Annotated in this window: 8 protein-coding genes; 3 read left to right on the top strand and 5 right to left on the bottom strand. The window is 66.8% G+C overall.

The genetic code is table 11. The annotated features are described in order from the left end of the window. Nucleotides 1-59: 59 nt before the first annotated feature. The 3 genes from ACFY0P_RS49625 to ACFY0P_RS49635 all read right to left on the bottom strand — a co-directional run bounded on the left by ACFY0P_RS49625 (nucleotide 60) and on the right by ACFY0P_RS49635 (nucleotide 9727). Complete coding sequence (locus ACFY0P_RS49625) at nucleotides 60-596, bottom strand: transposase (RefSeq protein ID WP_388929117.1); 537 nt, start codon at nucleotides 594-596, stop codon at nucleotides 60-62. A 201-nt stretch (nucleotides 597-797) separates the two neighbouring features. Then, nucleotides 798-1241 carry an SUKH-3 domain-containing protein gene (locus tag ACFY0P_RS49630; protein ID WP_352357987.1) on the bottom strand — a complete coding sequence of 148 codons (444 nt, stop codon included), beginning with the start codon at nucleotides 1239-1241 and terminating at the stop codon, nucleotides 798-800. After that, the gene (locus tag ACFY0P_RS49635) at nucleotides 1241-9727 is read right to left on the bottom strand and encodes a ricin-type beta-trefoil lectin domain protein (protein WP_388929118.1); all 8487 of its coding nucleotides are present in this window, start codon (nucleotides 9725-9727) and stop codon (nucleotides 1241-1243) included. Before ACFY0P_RS49635 ends, ACFY0P_RS49630 begins: the two co-directional genes overlap by 1 nt. Before the next feature lie 479 nt (nucleotides 9728-10206). Here ACFY0P_RS49635 and ACFY0P_RS49640 point away from each other — a divergent pair, with 479 nt between their 5' ends. The 3 genes from ACFY0P_RS49640 to ACFY0P_RS49650 all read left to right on the top strand — a co-directional run bounded on the left by ACFY0P_RS49640 (nucleotide 10207) and on the right by ACFY0P_RS49650 (nucleotide 16280). Next, nucleotides 10207-14082 (top strand): LamG domain-containing protein, encoded by a 3876-nt coding sequence (locus ACFY0P_RS49640; protein ID WP_388929119.1) that lies wholly within the window; start codon nucleotides 10207-10209, stop codon nucleotides 14080-14082. Nucleotides 14083-14295: 213 nt separating this feature from the next. Further along, entirely contained in the window at nucleotides 14296-15993 is a 1698-nt protein-coding gene (locus ACFY0P_RS49645) for a hypothetical protein (protein WP_388929120.1), read from the top strand. Next, nucleotides 15912-16280 (top strand): LamG-like jellyroll fold domain-containing protein, encoded by a 369-nt coding sequence (locus ACFY0P_RS49650; RefSeq protein ID WP_388929142.1) that lies wholly within the window; start codon nucleotides 15912-15914, stop codon nucleotides 16278-16280. The genes ACFY0P_RS49645 and ACFY0P_RS49650 overlap by 82 nt, the downstream gene beginning before the upstream one ends. Before the next feature lie 589 nt (nucleotides 16281-16869). On the opposite strand, the gene ACFY0P_RS49655 is transcribed toward ACFY0P_RS49650, so the two are convergent. Beyond that, a complete protein-coding gene (locus ACFY0P_RS49655) occupies nucleotides 16870-17910 on the bottom strand; it encodes an IS110 family transposase (protein WP_388929121.1) in 1041 nt (346 codons plus the stop codon). A 790-nt stretch (nucleotides 17911-18700) separates the two neighbouring features. Then, nucleotides 18701-19936 (bottom strand): PP2C family protein-serine/threonine phosphatase, encoded by a 1236-nt coding sequence (locus ACFY0P_RS49660; protein WP_099054838.1) that lies wholly within the window; start codon nucleotides 19934-19936, stop codon nucleotides 18701-18703. Nucleotides 19937-20016: the final 80 nt, after the last annotated feature.

Genomic DNA, 20016 nt, shown 5'->3' on the forward strand with positions numbered 1-20016 from the left:
CGTCCTTGCTGCCCATCCGTGATCCTTCCCGGCAGAGACCACATCTCATGCCAGACAGGTCATACCGGGGCATACACAAACTTCAGGACAGTCCCGGAGCTGGGCCGTCCTCTTACCCGTGACCACTGCTCCGTCCGCCATCGCTCCACGGCCTGCTCGTCGCGCTCGACGGCCCGGTGGGCGGGGACCTGCGGCGACCAGCCCAGCCGATGCAGCACGTAGGACACCCCGCGCGGGGTGTACCGGTAGCCGAACAGGCGATGGATCAGCTCCGCGACCCTGGCCAGGGTCCACCGCTGGTCCTCGCACCAGCCGTGCGCCGCCGGGCAGCCATCAAGCTCGACCTGCAGTCGCTCCGCCTGGTCATCGCTGAGCTGACAGGGAAAGCCGCCTGGCCCCTTGGAGGCCAGGGCCGCTCTGCCGCCGTCCCGCCAGGCCGCGTGCCAGGCGTAAGCCGACTTCCGCGACACCCGTAACCTGCGGGCCACCTCCGGCGGCCGCACCCCCTGCTCGAACATCTCCGCGGCCTCGAAGCGCACCGCCTCACGCTTCGCCCGCCCCACAGCGGTCAGACCGCCGCCATCCGCGTACCTCATGACGAGGATGTAGCACCGCCAACACCCGCTGTCACCCCACCCTTTCAACCTCAGCGTCAACTACTGGCGTCAGACACCGCAGCGGCCCCACCGGAAACAAACTCCGGCGGGGCCTCTGACCGTTTCCCAGACGATTGAGTTGGCTTCTACAGCTGGGCCTCCAAGGCCGAACCAGGGAACGCAAGCCAAGCGGGATTCAATTCATCCTTCGCTGATAACCGTAGGGCGCACGCCGCTGATGAGATTGTCCATAGCCTGTGGCATTCGGCCAAAACTGGCGACCCACGTTTCGATCAGATAGATCTCGCTCTGCTCGTCAATGCCGAGGAAGTATCGACCCATATCAAGGACTCCGATTGGGAAGAGCGACTTCCCAATCTCTTCGCCCCATTCGAGGAACCTGTCCTCTTCGCCGGAGCACAGAAGCGGGTCAAGTTCGAAAGGCTCACGCGCCCGATTGACTCCGGGGCCCGAGATGTCGACCACAAGGCCGCCAAATTCGGCCAAGAAGGCCCGAGCCGCATCGTGGGCGACCACCCCAGCCACCCCCAGGGCAGCAACCCACGACGACGTATCTACCTGCCTTCCTGCGTGCCATCCAGCATCGCGGAGGACTGTCCGCGACTCAGGCGAAAGATCGTTCACTACCCTATCCCCTCAAACGTGATATCGAATGCGTCTTCGAGGGCTACGCAACTATCACATGGCCCGACAGGCATTCCATGCATTGGATTATCGGTCGAACTTCGCACGATAACCGCCGCAGCACGAGATCCGGTTGGGTTGAATCCATCGCCCAGAGCATCCGATACGCACACTGCCAGCCCGCATCTTCCATGGCCAACGCCTCGTTCGCCCTCAGGAATATCATCCAGAATGGCTTGAACGTCGGGGTGAAGCTCGGGAGCCACACCACGAATGCTAGGACTCGAATAGATCTGACCTCCCGGCAACTGAAGAGCCTCTGCCACTGCCGGTCTCGCCTTACCCGGCGTGATTGTCGATGCCGTATCAGCCGCCGCTCGTGCAGCTCCCAGTACCGGGCAACTATCCGGACCATTGGAATTGTGGACCAAGATCGGGACGCCGCCCGCCACAACATAGTACGTGTGGAGTTGCCGAACGGTGAGGTTCCAGCGGTTTGCCGTACCGGGTGTGGGTTGGGCGGTGACGACGTAGACGTGGCCGTTGGTGGCGGTGTTGAGGGCATCGCCGGGATGGAGTTCGCCAGCCGCGACCCAGGTGCGTGTCGTGTCGTCCCAGAATGGGTGGTTGACGGTGGTGTGGAGGGTGGCGCTGTGGCCGTTCTTGGTGCGGATGGTGAGGTCGAGCAGGTCGTGGTCGTGGTTGATCCACACGTGCTGGACGGTTCGGGCGCCTTGGTGTCTTCCCGTCTTGGGGTTGGCGGCTTGAACCTTGTCACCGGTCTTGATCTTGCCGATCGGCTTGGTCTTGCCGTCACCCATGAGGACGGGAGTGTCCGGGGAGAAGCTGCAGCGACTCGATTTCGTCTTGGGTGCGGACTTTGTGCCCGCGTTGCCGGTTTCCGGTTCGCTGGGCTTGGTCGCTGCAGCGTCCGCCTCCTTGGCGTGTTCCTGTGCGTTGGCACGCTTCGCCGCGACCATGTCGGCTTCGTCGGCGGCAGCTTCGTTGAGGGAGTCGGATGCGGCCGCCGCGTTGCCTTCGAGAGCCCCGTCACCGGCGCCTTCGAGGTCACGCGCCGCACCGCTCTCGACGCCTCCGATCCCGTCGTCGAGGCCGCCCGAGTACACTCCGCCAGCGACGTCACATGCGTCCTGGTGGGAATTTCCTCCCTTCAAACCATTCGCAAAAAACTCGAAAGATCCGGCTTCGCAGAGGGCGAAATCCCAGAGGGGCTCGATGACGACCTTGACGACGATCTTCGCGGGGTCGTGCTTGTAGTTGACGTTCGGTCCACATTCCCCGAATCGACCGCAGGCGTAAGGATTTCCTGGGGTGGTGGAACTGCTGCTACTCCCACTACCGCTGCTCGTGGTACTGCCGCTGGAGTCGTCGGTGCCGCTGCCGCCCGAGCCCGCCTGGCCGCTGCACTTGCTCCAACCGCCGCTGCACTGTGTGCCGTCGTCGTTGACCAGGATGGTTCCGGTCGGATCGCTTCCCGATGCCGGGTTGTCGCCGGCGTAGGTGTAGCCGCCCATCTGGTTCGGGTCGTTCGCCTCGAAGAGTGGGTCGGGGGTGAGGAAGCGGCCTTGGGCGGGGTCGTAGTTACGGGCGCCGAGGAGGTCCAGGCCGGTGGTGGTGTCGGTGGGCTGGCCGAGGTAGCCGTGGTTCTCGTCGGCGGCAACCCAGGTGGCGGGTTTGGTGCCGCGGGTGTTGCCGTAGGGGTCGTAGTAGCGGCGGGTGACTGCCAGGGTGCCGGCGTCGATGGCGGTGGTGGCGGTGCCTTGGGAGTTGGCGACCTCGTAGGTGACGGTCCCGCTGCTGGAGCGGCAGATGGTGGTGCCGTCTGGGCCGTGGTAGTAACGCAGCCCGGTCCAGGTTTTTGCGGAGACGTTTAGGGTGATCTGCTCGGTACCGCCGAACAGATACAGGATGCGGGTCTTGGCGGTGCCGTCGAGGCTGCTGGTCTGTTCCAGCAGGTTGCCGTCGGCGTCGTAGAGGTAGCTGCTGGTGTTGGTGTCGGTGCCCGAGCCGGTGGTGACGGTGGCGGTGCGGCCCTCGGCGTCGTAGGTGAAGGTCTGGGTCTGGCCGGGCGGCAGGGCTCCGGTGCCGGCGGTGGTCCAGGTCTGGCCCGCGCTGCCGCAGGTGGCGAGGGTGAGCTGGGTACGGATGGTGGCGCTGGCGCCGGGGTCGGTCACGCACATCGCGCTGTTGGCGTTGCTGACCAGTGTGCCGGTGTTGGTGACCTTCCACTTCTGGGTGGCGTCGCTGTTACAGGTGTCGATGACCAGGAGGGTGCCGGCGGTGGTGGCGTTACCGGTGGTGTCCAGGCACATGGTGCCCAGCACCTTCACAGTGCCGTCGGTGCCGATCGTCCAGTTCTGGGCGGCGGAGGCGTTGCAGGTGTAGGTGCGGACCACCCCGCCGGGCGTGGTGGAGGCGTTTGCGTCGTCGATGCAGAACTTGCCGCCCCCGGAGAGGGCGAAGCCGGTGTTGAGCGGGCCGGTCGTGGCTGTCTTCCGGCTGATGGTGTCGCCGGCGTTCTTGTTGCTGTAGGCCGGGTCGGTGTACGTGGGGGTCCAGGTGGCGGTGCCGGTGGTCGGGTTGCTGCTGGTCGTCGTACCGGCCTGGTCCGGGAGTGTGGCGGACGCTGTGCCGTCGGTGCCGGTGTAGGCGGTGGTCTGCGTGGTGTTGTTGGCCGCGGTGCCGGTGGTGTCGTGGTTGACCATGCTCGTGCGGTCGCCGAGCAGGTCGTAGGTGTACGTCTGCCAGTACGCTGCCGGGCCACCCACCGTGCCGGCCGTGACCGGTGCCGTGGTGGTGGTCTGCACGGAGCCGGTGGTGCAGCCGCCGACGGCTCCGACGGGGGAGCTCGTGGAGTTGGTGATACCTGCGGTGTCCGTCCAGGCGGCGGTCAGGCGCTGGAAGGAGTCGTAGGTGAAGCACTGGGTGTCGTGGGTGGTGTTGTTCTGCAGGTCGTCTATCGCGGTGATCTCGCCGGCCTGGTTGTAGCGGTAGTTGGCCACGTCCAGCGCGGTGGTGGACGTCTGCAGCATGCTGGACGTCTGGGTGACCCGGCCGGTGGTGGCGTCGTACTGGGCGAAGGTGGCCAGTTCCTTGCCGGTGGGGCCGTAGTTGGTCTGCAGGACCCGGCCGAAGGGATCGTGGACGGCGGTGTCCAGGTAGTCGGGAGTGTTGGCGGCGGTGATGAAGCCGCCGATGCCGTCCAGGTTTCCTTGCTGGGTGTAGCCGAAGTCGACGTCCTCGGCGGGCAGGTTGCCGTCGGCCTGGTAACGGACGGTGGACAGCAGTCCGACGGTCGGGGTGTAGAAGTTGGACTGCGTGTAGATGACGGTGCCGCTGCTGGGGGCGGTGGACTGTCCGGCCGCGGCGAAGCCGTCTGCGGCCGGGACGGTCAGGGTGCTGCCGGTCGGCTGATAGGCGGTGTTGTAGCCGGTGACTGCCTGGATGTACGCCGATCCCGACTTCCCGCCGACGTACCGGGTGGATGAGGTCGGGTAGCCCTTCGCGAGCGTGTCGTACTCCCAGGAGGCAAGTTCCTTGGTGGGATCCGGTGTGGCCGACCACGCGCCCTTGTACTCGGCTGTGGGGCGGTTGTCCCAGTCGTAGCTGTAGGACAGAACCTGCCCGCGCGAGTCGGTGGTCTGTTGCAGGTTGCCGGCGACGTCGTACTGGTCGTAGCTGGTGGTGCCGGTGTTCGGGTCGGTCTGGGACGTCTTCTGGCCCAGCAGGTTGTAGTGGTAGGACCAGGTGTTGCCGGCGTTGTCCTTGATCGTGTCGACCTGACCGGCGGGGGTGTAGGTGTAGGTAGTGGCGGTGTCGGCCTCGCTCGCCAGGTGCCAGGTGTCGGTCTTCCAGATCGCGGCACCGGCGCCGTCATAGAGCACCATGTTGGCGTCGTTCTGGATCTGCATCACGGTGCCGGTGGTGGTTCCGGTCGACCACAGAGTGCTGGTGGCGCCCGCGTTGGAGACGACGAAGTTGCCGTCGCTCCGCAAGGTGGCAAAGGCTCCCGGATTGCCGGAGGTGCTGGTCGACCACAGGGTCTTGCCGGTCGCGAGGGAGGTCAGCACCAGGTTGCCGTCGGCCTGCATGGCCAGCCGGGTGCTGTCCGAGGTCAGCGATGTGCCTGATGGGATGACCTGGCCCTGGGTGAGTTTGACCGTGCTGCCGGTGTTCTTGACGACGCTTTTGGTGGTCTGCCCCAGCGCGTTGGTGTAAGTCGCGGTGGAGCGGCCGCCGGCCGGGGCGGTGGTGTCGGTCTCGTCGGCACCGGGGTAGCTCGTGGTGGTGTGCCACTGCTGGACGGCCTGGTGCCACAGTGTGCTGGTGGTCGCGCGGCCCTCACCGTCGTACCCGGTGGTGGTCTCCGACGGAACCTGGTTCTCGTTCGCCGCATACAGGGTGGTGGAGGGGCCGTTGTTCGGCTCGGAGTAGGGCGCGAACGACGCGGTCTGCCAGCCGTGCGAGTCGTAGAAGGTGTCGGAGATGATCCGGCCGGAGTTGGTGTCGCCGTCGGCCGTGGCCTGGGTCTGGCGGGGCTGCAGCATCCCGTCGTAGATGGTGATCGACGTGGCGTAGGTGCCGTCCTCGCGCAGCGTCTTCGTGGTCACTGCGGAGGGGTCGCCCGGCGAGGTGACGGTGCCACTCGGCCCGGTGACCACGCCGGGATTGATCGAGTAGGTGAACGTCTCGTCCGCGCTCTGGCCCGACGCCTTGTCCCGGCCGGGTAGCCAGACGGCTGTGCGTCGGCCGAGCGCGTCGTAGGTGATGTCGGTCTTGCGCTTGTTGGCGTCGCCGTTCTCGGTGGCCAGGCCACGCAGCGGGTCGAGGGTGGAGGTGACCGTCCAGTTCTGGGAGTTGGTCGTCGTGATGCTAGTCGGGTTGGTGTTGCCGCCGAACGGGCTCCAGGCGGGGCTGAAGTCGGTGTGGGTGTTCTGCCCGGTGGCGTCCAGGGCATCGGTGATGCGGCCGGCCCCGTCGTACTTCATGGCCGAGCTGGTCTGCCAGTTCTCCGTGGTCCCGGTGTAACCGGTGGCGGTGCGTACGGCAGTGGCCTGGCCAATGGCGGTGCTGCTGGTCTGGTCGAGCTGTCCGAACGTGCCCAGGTTGGTGAGGGTGCCGTCACCGTCGTAGTAGATCTTCTTGTCCGCCAGCAGCGTGCTCGCAGAGGCCGCCGTGCCGCAGGGGCCGCTGACGGAGGTGACCTGGTCCGGGTAGGACAGGGTCATGGTGTTGCTGGACGACGGCGCCGCATACGTGGTGGTGGCGCACTTCTCCTGCGCGGCCACGCTCACGTCCCCGTGGGCGTCGATGGTTGAGACGCGGCCCTGGCTGTCGTAGGTGGTGTCGGTGCGGGTGTGGCGCCATGTCCCGTTGGCGAGCAGCGCGTAGCCGTGCGACTGTGTGGTCTTGATCCGCAGAGCAATCAGATCGGGGAGAGTCGACAGCTCCGGCTCGGTCTGGCCGGGGTTGTCGTCCTGCGTCCAGTCCGTCCACGGGGCCTGGGCGGCGTGGGCGGTGGTGGTGAAGGTGAACGGACCGTTGACGGTCACGGCGTTGACGGTGCCGCCCGCCGCCGTGTACGTGTCGCTCTGCAGAGCTTGGCCCGCGAGTTGGTTGGCATCGGTGACGGTCTGGACCGTGGAGCCACCGACCTTGGCATCCACGCTGACCGAGCGGCGGGTGCCGTCGGCCTTGTAGTCGCCGTCCATGCCCTGCAGGTAGGTGGTGGTCTGCTGGGTCACCGGCTCGGGAGCCTGACCAGTCTGCACCGTGACCGTGCGGAATCCGCGGAACTGGTCCCACGTGCGGTACTGGTCGTCCGTCTGGGCCGAGTCGTCCCGGTGCCACGCGGGACCGGCGTAGCTGTAGGTGGAGACCTGTGTCTCCGAGCCGGCCGGGATGTTCTGGCTGTTCGGCTTGTACTGGGACGCGATCGTCAGGTCGGACGCCGTGACGGTGTGCACGGTGGTCTTGTTGAACCAGTCCGCGATCGGCTTCGATGTGCCCGGCACGGTCCAGTAGACCGGATAGCAGGAGTTGGTGTTGCTGTCCGAGGCCGAGATCGACAGCGTCTTGTTCGCGCACGGGTTGGTGTTGTAGTTGACGGCGATGGACTCGCCGGTCTCGGTCTGGATGGAGGAGATCCTCGGCCGGTACAGCGGCGGCGCCGACGGGGAGGTGTCATTGACCCGGTTGTCGATCTCGGTACCGGTGAAGGAGACCTGGTTGAGCTTGATGGCGCTGTTGCCGTTGCCGTAGGTGTCCTTGCCGGTGTGCTGGATCGACTGCAGCCACATCACGGCCTGCAGAGAACCCGCGTCCTTGGGGTCGACAGTGGTACCGGTGACCGGGTCGACCGTCCCGCCCGCGTCCGAGTACACCTGCCCCAGCTGATAGCTGTCGACGTCGACGAGATCGTCCGTCGAGGAATCCTTGACGTGGACCTTCGTGGTGATGCTGTCCAGCCGGGTGGTGGACCAGAACGTCGGTCCGGCAGTCACGCACACGTTCGTGGGCACGGAGGTGGACCCGGACGGCAGGGTGGTGCTGTCGGTGGAGTCGCAGTGCAGGTCCCACGGCACATCAGGCCAGTGCGGGGCCGTGTTGTCGTTGAGGTTTCCCGCCGAGCAGTCGGTGAAGGTGTCTGTGGTCTGGCAGCGCTGCTTGGAGGTGAAGACCACCTGGCCCGCGGGCTTGCGGCCGGTCTGCTCATCGGTGAGCTTGTAGCCGTAGGAGACGGAGTCGAGCTTGCCGCCGCGGACGTACGAGGTCAGGGTGCCCGAGTCACCGGTCGCGGCCTGGCCGCCGCCCAGGTCGTAGTAGTTGGTCTCGGTCGTGTAGTCGTAGCGCTCGACGAACCCGCTCGGCGAGACGACGAAGTCAAGGTTCCAGCGCCAGCCCTCGTGCTTGTCGCACTGCGACGCCTTGCCCTTGGCCGAGTCGTAGCACGGGTCGCTCGATTCCGGGTGCAGTACCGGCACACCCCAGGCGGCATCGGTCGAGGAGTCGCCCGGAGTACCGGACTGCATCGCCCCGGATGGTCCGGGGCCCGTCGGGGAATGGTCGGCACCGAAGTACGCGGCAGTGCCGTCCGTGGTCAGCAGCCGGAAGTAGACGCCGTCGTGCAGGCCGTTGGCGGCTCCGGACAGCTCCTGGACCAGGGTGCCGTCATCGCCCTGCAGCCGCCACTGCTTGATCTCGCCCGGCACGCTGGAGTCGACGCCGTCGGGCACCAGCTGCCCGGAGTGCGAGCCGAAGGAGATCGTGGCGTTGTCACCGGCCCAGCACTGGTCCCCGGATCCCTTGACGATCTTCTTGCCGCTGCTGTCCAGCAGAGCGCCGCAGGAACGATACGCCCGCTCGACGAAGCCCGGCTGGTAGTCCCAGCCGTCACCGATCCAGGACGCCTGGGAGTTCCGGGCCGAAGTCTCCCCGTCCTCGGACTGCGAGTCGTAGGACAGCGCCACCGACGGGGCGTTCCCGCCGACTGCGGACGGGACGTCGATCGGGTAGGAGTAGGTGAAGGCGCCGGTACCGGAGGTCTGCCAGCTCCCCGCAGGGTTCAGGGAAGTTGCCGCGTAGGTGCCCTGGGAGCCGGAGCTGCCGGAGGTGACCTCCACGGTCGTCGTGTTCGCCGTGGTGGTGTTCGCCGACATCGGCTCGGCCGTGCCGCTCGCGGTACGTGACGCCGCGGCGCTGGAGGAGCCGAGGGAGAGCGTGGCGGTCAGCTGGTCCGCTGTCGCCCTGTTGATGAACGTGATGGGCGTCCGCGTCCCGCACTGCTTCAGCTGAGGCGTGGTCATCGCACAGGCCGGAACCTGGAACAGCCGCAGCCGTGAACCGAACCCACCGCCGTACGCCTTGGCCAGCGACGAATAGTCGATGACCACGCGCACCCGGCCACCACCGGACTTCGCATCGGCGCGGGTGAAGGCGAGCAGCATGCCGTCGGCGCCTGCCCGCAAGGTCTGGGCGTGCGACGCCACCTTCACCTTGACCGCCGCCGGGCCGAATGCCTTGGCGGACCCTGACTTGTGCTTGGCGGCAGGTGCCGGAGACACCCACACGGGCAGGGCACCGGCCTTGACGGGCTTCGTCACCGGAAGGACGCGAGTGCTCGGGGAAGGCGTGGATTTCACTTTGGAGGGAGCACTGGAAGCACTGGCGGGGCTGGACGGCAGACCCGGCGTCGCCGCGATGCTGGAGGTGGTGTTGCCAGGTCCGGTGGTGTGCGTCAGGAACACCGTTTTCGTGCCGGCCTCCGGCCACACCGGTTTGACGGCCTGATAGCGGTTCGCCGCCTTGTAGCCCTTGGGGTGCACGGAGGCGGGTTGGCGCAGGGTATGACTGCCCACTGCCGGGGTCTTCGGCAGGGTTTTCGGGTTCCACACCGTGCCCTTGAAGCGGTAGGGCCCCACGACCACGCCGGCGGCCACCGCAGCGGGCACGAGAAGAGTCAGCAACGCGACGGCTGTCGTCGCGAGAGTCAGCGCTCTCCCCCAGATCCGGTACTGGACGCTCGCATACCAACGCCGCTTGCCGCTCACTGAAATCCCCCCACGACCAGCGGTCCTGACAGACCGTCGTCCCCCCACCACGCCCGCTGCGTGATCGTCGGGAGGCTATTGATAGGGGGCGGGCAACTCAATACCCTGTGCCGGCGATGTGACCATGACGTATGCCAACTGAGTGCCTGATGTGCCCTTTCCGTGAAGTCGCGAACATCAACACCTGATGGCAAACCGGACACCACGCACACCGTTCGCCACAGCTTCAACATCCATCGATGTGGTGAAGATCACGAATGCAAAGCATTTGCAAAAAGAGGGGGAGTTGCTAAGTGTTGTCCGGATATACCCGAAAGCAGCGCAGGAGAAGAAAACTGACGCGCCGTCTGGCGCTGATCCCCGCGCTGGCAGGGCTGTTGCTCACCGTTCCCGCCGTGCCGGCAAGCGCCGACGAGTCATCCCCGAGTGATCCGATGCTGGCCGCCCAGGCCGAGGCCGTCGCCAGCGGTCACGATGCGCCCGTCGATTCCCTCACGACGGAGACCTCCACCGTCACCGCCAACCCCGACGGCACGTTCACCTCCACCATCAATGTCATGCCGGTACGGGTCCTCAAGGACGGCGCCTGGACACCCGTCGACGCCACTCTGGCCACGAATGCGGACGGAACCCTCTCACCCAAGGCCACGCCGAACGACGTCACCCTGTCGGGCGGCGGCAGTGGCCCGCTGGTCACACAGACCAACGAAGACGGGCACAGCATGGCTCTGACCATGCCCTTCACGCTGCCCGCGCCCGTCGTCAGCGACGACACCGCCGTCTACAGGTCGGTTCTGCCCGGCGTGGATCTGTCTGTGTCAGTCACCGACCAGGGCGGCTTCAGCGATGTACTGATCGTCCACGACGCCGCAGCCGCAGCCGACCCGCACATCAAGAAGCTCACCGAGGCCGCCTCCACCCAGGGCCTGACCCTCTCCGCCACGGACTCGGGCGGCATGAACGCCACCACCGCGGACGGCACCGTCGCCTACACCAGCCCGCGCCCGCTGATGTGGGACTCCAGCACCACTTCGGACGCACCGGCGACAACCGCACCCGCCTCGGACACCACGACGGCCGGCGATGCCCCTACGGCGTCCTCCGCCGACGGCCCCGGTGAGGGAGCCAACGTCACCACGGTGCCGATGAGCACCACGTCCAGCGGCATCACACTGGCACCGGACACAAGCGTCCTCAACGCCCCGGACACCACCTACCCGGTGTACATCGACCCATTCAACAACCCGGTCACCGAGGACGCCGGCCACTACGACGAGGTGTACTCCAGCTCCACCTGCGCTGACAGCCCGCAGTACGACAAACTCCAGACCCTCGGTGAGGGCGTGGGCTACCAGCGCTGGGGCGGCGTCTGCGGTACCGGCCTGGAGCGCGCCTACTACACCATCCCCACTGACAAACTCGACCCCTCCATGCATGTCTACGACGCTCAGATCACGGTGAACTCCACCTACGCCGCAAGCTGGGACTGCTCGCAGAACCAGCCGATCACCCTCCACACCACAGGCTCGATCGACTCCGGCACCGACTGGAACAACAAACCCGACCCCATCGACGACAACTATGACCCCGTCAAAATCACGATTCCCAGTGGGGCCAACTCCGGCAGCAGCTGCAGCAACCACCCTGCAACCTTCAAAGTCCTCGCCCAGGCCCAGCGGATAGCGACCTACCACAGCGCCAGCGGCGACCACTGGACCGTCGGTCTCTTCGGCAACGAGAGCATCTCCTCCAGCAACGACGACTACCTGCGGATGTCCAGCTCCCTCAGCCTGACAGTGAAATTCGACATCCCCCCGGACGTCCCGACCAATCTCCTAACCACGCCCCCTGCAACCGGCGCAACCGGCAACTGTGTCATGAGCGGCGACGGCTGGATCGGCGCGACCACTTATTCTGGCGCCGGAAGCAACATCCAACTGCACGCCAAGGTCAAATCGAACGTATCCGGCGAGAACGTCAGGGCGGTCTTTCACGTCTGGGACCGAACCGTCCTCGACTCCAACGGCAACGCCCAGGACGAAGGCAAACCCACCACCGGCTACGTCGCAGCGGACACCGCCAGAGACGTCAGCCTACCCATCGGGTTTACCCTCAAAGACGGCCACGAGTACGGCTGGGACGCCTACGCACAGGACAACAACTCAGTTCTGAGCCTGACCTCCGACATCAGCGACCACTGCTGGTTCAAGACCGACTTCACCCCGCCGGGCACCCCGGATATCGCCGACAACTCCGATGTTCCGCCCGTCGGCACAGGCGCCACGGCCAGCGGTATCCACGCCGGCACCAAGACCAGCTTCACCGTCACTGCGGCGGACGGTGCCCCCTCCGACAGCAGCTGCATGCCCAACGCATGCCTGTCCAGCGGCGTTGACCACTTCCGGTGGCTCCTCGACAGCCAGCCCACCGCCACCACCGGCACGCCCGTGTCCGTCACAAGTACCGACAGTCAGGGCACCGCGACCGGCAACATCGCCGTCACCCTGCCCACCTGGGGCGTGCACACCTTGTATGTCGCAGCCGTCGACGCGGCTGGCAATATTTCGCAGGCCCCGGCCAGCTACACCTTCACCGTCCCCTGGAACCCCGCCACGAAGATCACCCCGGGTGACATCAGCGGCGACGGCGTCCCTGACCTACTCGCCACCACCAAGACCGGCGACCTCGAACTCATCCCCGGCAACACCGACCCCGCCCAGAGCCCCGCCCCCGCCCAGACCGGCCCCACCACCACGACTCCCACAATCAACGGCCCGGTCCTCGTCTCCACCCCGGCCGACTCGCCTGACGGAACCGGCTGGAACAACTACCTGATTGCCCACCGTGGAAACCTGCACGGTGCTGACGTCGATGATCTGTTCGCCTTCAACCGCAAGACATCCAAGTTGTACGTCGTCCCGAACGACCTAGATCCTGCCAACGACAACGCTTTTCCTCTCGTCCCCTGGTCCAACTACCCCGGCTACATCGGCAAGCGCTCCGGCGACCCCGTGACCAAGGACCCCTGCCAGCCGACCGTTCCCGACAGCCGATGCGCGGGAGCCGGATATGACCCGACCACACCCTGGAACATCACCCAGCTCATCGCCCCCGGCAACGTCTACGGAAACCAGCAGGGACACCCTGCCATCATCACTGTGGAGAGCGGCAAGCTGTGGATCTACCAGACCGACAACGGCAAGCACCTCGCCAACCCGGTCCTGCTCGGTGACGGCGACTGGTCCGGCCTCACCCTCATCGCGCCCGGTACCGTCGGCGGCACTCCCACCCTGTGGGCCCGCGACAAGACCACCGGCGCCCTGTACACCTACTCGCTCGCCCTCGGCTCCGACGGCCTGCCCCCGCTCCTGCACGCCACCACCCGCACCGCGCTGCCCCTCACCCTGCCTCCGGCGACCTACCCCCAGGTCGCATCGTCCGGCGACGTGAACAGCCTCTCCGGCGGCTCGGACGGCAACCCGGATCTCTACGTCACCGACACCCACGGCGAACTGATCGAGTACCCGGGTACCACGTCGACCGGTACCACCGCCAACTTCGCCGCCCCTGTCTCCCTGGGCACCGCCTCCAACGCCGCGACTCACTGGTGGAACCTTGACGACGGCGCCGGCAACACCGCCGCCGACTGCGCCACCGCGACAGACGCCGGCTGCAGCGGTGGGCTCCCCGCGTCACTGAGCGGCGCCTATACCTGGAGCAGCGACTCGACTCGAAGCAAGTACATCAACCTCAACGGCACCACCGGCCATGCCAACACCTCCGGGGCTGCCGTCGACACCTCGCGAAGCTTCACCGTCTCCGCCTGGATCAAGCTCAATTCGTCGTCCGCCAATTCGACATTCGTCTCGCAGGACGGGACCGTCAACAACGGCTTTCAGCTGTACTACTCCTCGGGCGCCCAGGCGTGGGCCTTCGGTAGACACAGCACCGACGCGAGCGGTGCCGTCTGGCAGGCCACCTACGGCAGCAAGCCCGTCATTGGCAAATGGACACACCTGGTAGGCGTCTTCGACGTCACCAACCAGGAAATCCGGCTCTACGTCGACGGCAAGCTCACCGCCGCCAAGGACTGGACCTACACTCCCTGGAACGCGACCGGCTCCCTCCAGATCGGCCGCAAACTCTCCTCCGGCGCCTACGGCGAGTACGCCAACGCAGGCATCAGCGACATCCACATCTACAACACCGCCCTGCCTCCCGCCGACGCGGCCGCGCCCGGTGACAACCCTGCCATCAGCCAACTCGACTGACCGCTGAGGGGCGTTCAGGCGCTCGGCCGAGTCACTTCGGTCGAGCGCCTGCCAGGTCCGACGGGACGATCGTGCAGCAGACCTGCGTATCGAACCGTCAGAGCGCACCACTACAGTTCTCGATCACTTGACCGATCCAAGAGCGCCGAGGGACCGCAGTCGGATCCTCGCGCTCTCGCTTGCAGAGTCGACCAATTCTCTGGGGGGACCATCATGAGACGCAGCACCTTCTTGGCGGCGGCCACGGCAACCGCACTGACCACCGGCCTGCTCACGGGCCTCGCACCGGCCTGGGCGGACGGCACCACCGGCGGCCCCGTCCTGGTCGACGCCAACGGCTGGAACGAGCCGGGTCTGGTCTTCGTGACCGCGCATTCCGACAGCCCGATCACCCGTATCACGGCCCACTTCTATCCGCTGGACGCACCGGAGGGAGCCCAAGAGGCAGGATCGACCGAGGACTTCACCCAGTACTCCGGACAGGACGCGACGTCCGGTACCTGGCGGGCGCCGGTCCACCTGGCGGACCTCGGTGACTACCGGGTCACCGTCGATCTGCAGGACGCCTCCGGCGCCACCGTCACCGGCGCCCTCTCCCGCGACCCCCTGCAGTACCGGACCATCGTCATGGTCTCCGGTCTGACCCCCACCCCGAGTGTGCCCGACTACCTCCACCAGCAGGTCTCCGTCAGCGGCACCGCCGTCGCCCGGGATCCCCGCACCCCCGACACCCCGACCCCCGCCGCCGACACGCCCGTCGACGTCGTCGCCGACACCGGACTCGGCCGGACGACCGTGACCGCGACCGCCGGCCCCGACGGCCGCTTCACCGCCGCCTACGTCCCCACCGAGCAGTCCTTCCGGCTGTCCGCCGCGCCCCTGGCCTCCAGCAGCTACCCGGGAGCGATCGACCTGTCGACGTACCCCACCCAGTGGCTGCACACCACCCAGGCACCGGTCCGCTTCACGGCAAGCACCCACGCCCTGAACCTGAAACAGGGCGCCACCGGAACCGTCACCGGGCACGCCGAGATCCAGACCACCGCCGGCTGGCAACCACTGCCGAACACCTCGATCACCCTCTTCGGCCTCGGCTCGGACGGTCTTCCCGCCTTCGCAGTCGGCGAGACCACTACCGACAGCAAGGGCGCCTACACATTGCCCGTCTCCTCGTACAACGCCGCCCCGAACGCCGAACTCGTCGCCGGCAACAGCGGGATGCCCTTCCAGCAGGAAGCCACCGAACCCTTCAGCCTCCACGTCGCCTACACCACCCACATCGACGCGGGCGTGTCCCTGTACGACGACTCGGCCCTCCATGTGGACGACGGCTACGTCTACTACGAAGACGCACGCGCCCACTGGCCCGCCAAGCCCACTGTCACTCTGCAGTACTCGAAGGACGGCAAGAGCGGCTGGAAGAACGCCACCACCATCCCCATCAAGATCCGCCACAACAAACCCCTGACCCTGGAGACGTTCGCCCGCACCCTCACCGCGCCGGACACCGACGCCTACTGGCGGGCCCGCTTCGACGGCAACCCCGACCTCGGTACCAGCACCACCAAGCCCGTCCACCTCTACCGCTACGCCACCCGCATCACCGGCTTCCACGCCTCCCCCGACCCGGTCCGCAAGGGACAGCCCATCAGATTCGCCGGCACCCTCCAGTACAAGAAGGGCACCACCTGGAAACCGCTCACCGACGACGCCTGGCCCACCCTCTACTTCAAACCCCGCGGCTCCAGCACCTACCACTACGTCTGCGAGCTGGACATCGACAAGAAGGGCCACCTCGAGGGCATGGTGACCGCCAAGCAGGACGGCACCTGGGCCCTCGCGCTCAACCGCGAGACCGGAGACCACTACCTCAGAAGCGCCCGGGTCACCGACTACGTCGACGTCCGCTAGCCGTTGCCCGTGGTGACGGCACCTGGACCCACCTCGTCGCCACCTCCCCGGCACCCGCCACAGGAGGCTCCACCACCGGCAACATGGCCCTCTACCAGAACGGCACCCTCATCGGGACCGCCACCAACCTCAGCCCCCAGTACGACTCCTCCATGCACCTCACCATCGGCGGCTGCATCAACAGCGCATCCGCCACCACCCCCTATCTGGCCTTCCCCGGCTCCGTCACCGACGTCCACGTCTACCCACACACACTCTCGGCGACCGAAGTCAGCACACTGCACTGACCCACCGAAACACGGCCCACGCCGACTCCGACACGAGCGGCGCGGGCCCACCCACGTCCGCGGCAGCCGCCAACCACACCCAGCCGGCGAACGGACCGACACCGTCGAACACTCCACCGAAGACCAGCCTGCGGAGACCACCCAGGAGATCACGCCCGCCAGCGCAACCTCGGAGCAAAGGCGCATTGCCGAAATCGAAGCGGCACACCACAGGCGCGTCTACCGGTAAGCCGCCGCAGAAGAGGCCCGCATCCAGTACGTCGGCTCAGCGCTCGCCATATCCACCATCGCGCCAGCCATGCCGCCGAGCCAGCCCAAAACACAACCAGCCGACGGGGGCTTCCTCACGCTGCCAGCTGTCACGGGCGAGTCACAAACCCCGTGGACACCCTCTCGGCACACGATCTCGAACCTAGACATATGTGCCCGCACAGGACTGGATGGACGGTCCTGGACGGCTTCTACGACATGTGCCAGGTGGTGCCCAGTGACGGGCCCAGGACCAGTACGGGGGCCTCTTCCGGCCCGTCAAAGCGGTATTGCAGGGTGTAGGACGTACTCTCACTCACCCGACTCACGCTCCCACATCTCACGGCCGCCCCCATGACGGGGGGTGTGAAGGGACGGGCCGGATCAGGTGAACGCCCTCTCGGGCGGCATTGCGTTCGAGGCATCGGATGATCTCGCGTCGGGTCTTGCCTTCCTGGGTGCGGCGTTCGTAGTACGCCTGGGTGCGCGGGTCGTGGCGCAGGCGGGTGAAGACGATGCGGTGCAGGGCGGCGTTGGCCTGCCGGTCGCCGCCGTGGTTGAGCCGACGCGTGCGCCGCCGGCCAGAGGAGTACTCGATGGGGCTGACTCCGCAAAGGGCGGCAAAGGACGCCTCGGTGTTCAGCCGCTCGGGGTTGTCTCCCATGGTGATCAGGAGAGTGACGGCGCTGTCCGGGCCGATACCCACCGGCACGAGCAGCTGTGGGGCGTGACGTTCGACGAGTTGGGTCAGGTGTTGGTTCAGCTCATTGATCTGCGCGGTGAGCTGTTCGATACGCTGGGCGAGCATGCGTAACGTCATGTGGGTGGCCTGGGCCACCGCGTCCTCGTTTCCCCCACCATCGGGCGGGCTGAGGGTCGCGCAGGTGCGGAACAGCTCGGCATTGCCCAAGGTTGACAACCGTTCCCGCAGGGCGGGATCGGCGATGACCAGGACGGCCTTGAGCTGGTTGATCGCCTGGGTGCGGGCCTTGACCGCGGAGTCCTTGGCGAGTTTGTAGATCCGGGCGCTGTGCACGGGTCCGTCGCCGGATTTGGCGTGGGCCCGGGCGCGACCGCTGAGCACGGCTCGCGCTGCGGCCTGCGCATCGAGCGGGTCCGACTTGCCGAGCAGACGGCGGGCCGTGCGGTCGCGCCGGTTCACTTCGAACACCTGGATCTGCTGGGTCAGCAGGTAGCGGGACAGGCCCGCGCCGAAGGTGCCGGTGCCCTCCACGCCGGCCCGGCGTACCGTCCCCTGCCTGCGGGCCCACACGAGCAGCCGACGGTAGCCAACGGCCGTCGCCGGAAAGGACTCTGTGCCCAGGACCTTCCCCAGCGGGGAGACCACGGCGGCGACGTGAACCTCGCCGTGCGTGTCCACACCCAGGACAACCTCGCGCCGAACGGGAGGATCCGTGCTCGAGGAGGTGCTGCGCTGTCGGGTCGTCATGATGGTTCGCCTCCCACGTGTGACGTGTTGGCTGGGTGAACCGGCCTGCTCGGACGGTCTGAACCGTGATGGCGCCTGGACTCGGCAAGGCCCCTATAGGGACACGCCCTGTGGCTCGGTGACAGCAGAAGCCAGCCCGCAACGACGGTCGACAAGCCTGTGACTGGACACTTCGGTCAAAGATCTCAAGAGTCAGACCCCCGTCCGGGACGGCATCGCGCAACCGTCGCATCGATCCCGGCGTATCGGCATCTACCGACCACAGCCGGATGGCTTCGCCCGAACCAATGCCCAACCTGGCCGGAGCAGGCTGAGAATGAGTTGACTCCCCGCCCACTCGCGACCGGCAATGACAGACAGCCGTCTGGGCCGCCTTACGGTCGCCCTCCATCGGCCATCGCACGAACGGCTTCGAGCCCTCATTCTGGTGCACGGTTGTCCGCAAGTCATGGCGCGGGCTGCCAAAGAGGCTGCCTAGCAACTCGGCAAAGGCACCGGCGAGTGCTTGGGAACTCGGTCTACTCGAGTAACGGGGAACAGCAGCACCGCACGAAGGGCCGCCCGCGTGGAAGGCATGGCGCATATGGGCGCTGCCGGACCCGATGCTCGCGGCCCCCGTCACCGACCCGGCGCCGCCCGATGGGTGGGCCGCCGAGGAGAAGTGGGACGGTTCTCCAGACACCTCGTGATGTCTCATTCGCGTTGGCACCGTTCACCCAGGTCACGACTGGTCCTTCGTGCGTGCGGCTGAGGCTTGCCGGGTGTCTGCGCCGCTGCTGACGTGCCGCTGGGTCTCCTGGGGGCCGTGCCAGTCCAGGCAGACGGCGGTGGCATCGTCTTCGAGCCGGCCGTCGGCGGCGTCCCGGACCGCGGACGTCAGCGCCAGCGCGGTCTCCCTCGGGTGCAGATTCCGGGTGCACCCCAGCAGGGCGGGCAGATCGACCTTCTCTCCGTGACGTTCGAGCATGCCGTCGGTGAACATGAGCAGACGGTCACCGGGCCGCAGGTCGAGGTCCTGCACACGGTACGGGTGGGGAGTCAGCTCAGACAGCCCGAAGGGATGGTCCACCTCGCAGGCAATCGTCTCCACAGCCCCGTCGCGCATGCGCAGCGGCCAGGGATGACCGGCGTTGACGAACCGGGCCCGCCCGGTATGGAGATTGATGCGCAGGAGCTGCCCGGTGGCATGACCGTGGCCGTGTTCGATCAGTGCCTGGTCTGCCCGGTGGGCCTGTTCGCCCAGGCCGGTGCCCGCCCGGCGGGCACCGCGCAGGGCGCCCACCAGGACCGTGGCGGCCAGGGCGGAATCCATGTCGTGGCCCATGGGATCGGTCACCGACACGTGCAAGGTGTCGCGGTCCACGGTGTAGTCGAAGGTGTCGCCGCTGAGGTCCTCGGAGGGCTCCAGGTTCCCGCACAGGGTGAACTGTGCGGCCTCGCACGACAGCGACAGGGGCAGCAGCTGGTACTGGATTTCAGCTGCCAGGGTGGCCGGCTTGGAGCGTTTGCCCCAGGTGTAGAGATCGGTGAAGCGGCCGTTGGCGATCACGATGTAGGCCAGGATGTGGGCGGCTTCCCCGACTGCGTCGAGCACATCCTCGCCAGGGCCGGTCGGCAGGAGCAGTTCCAGCAGCCCGATCGCATCCCCGCGGTTGGTGACGGGCACGATCACCCGCTGCCCCTCGCCGGTCGCGTCCTGATACAGGCGCTGGGTACGGATCACCTCCTCGTAGACACTGCCGAACAGGGGAACCCGCTCGGCCTGCCGCCCACCCTGAGTGGGAGCGGTGGACAGCCGAGCCACCGCCTTCCCCGTCAGGTCCACGATGAGGAAAGAGACCTTAGTGGCCTCGAAACGCCGCCGCAGGTCCTCCGCGATCACGTCGACGGCGTCCGCCGGCGCCGCTGTCTCCGCTGCTGTCAGCAATCGGGTGAGCCCACTTTGTCCACCGCTCACGACCGCAGTCCTTTCCACAACCCCCCACCAGCTTGGTAATAACCGCAGTGAGCGTCAATCCGTGAACAGTCACGCTCCGG

It is taken from the genome of Streptomyces sp. NPDC001714 (genome assembly GCF_042892755.1).
In the GTDB taxonomy this organism is placed as follows: Bacteria; Actinomycetota; Actinomycetes; order Streptomycetales; family Streptomycetaceae; genus Streptomyces.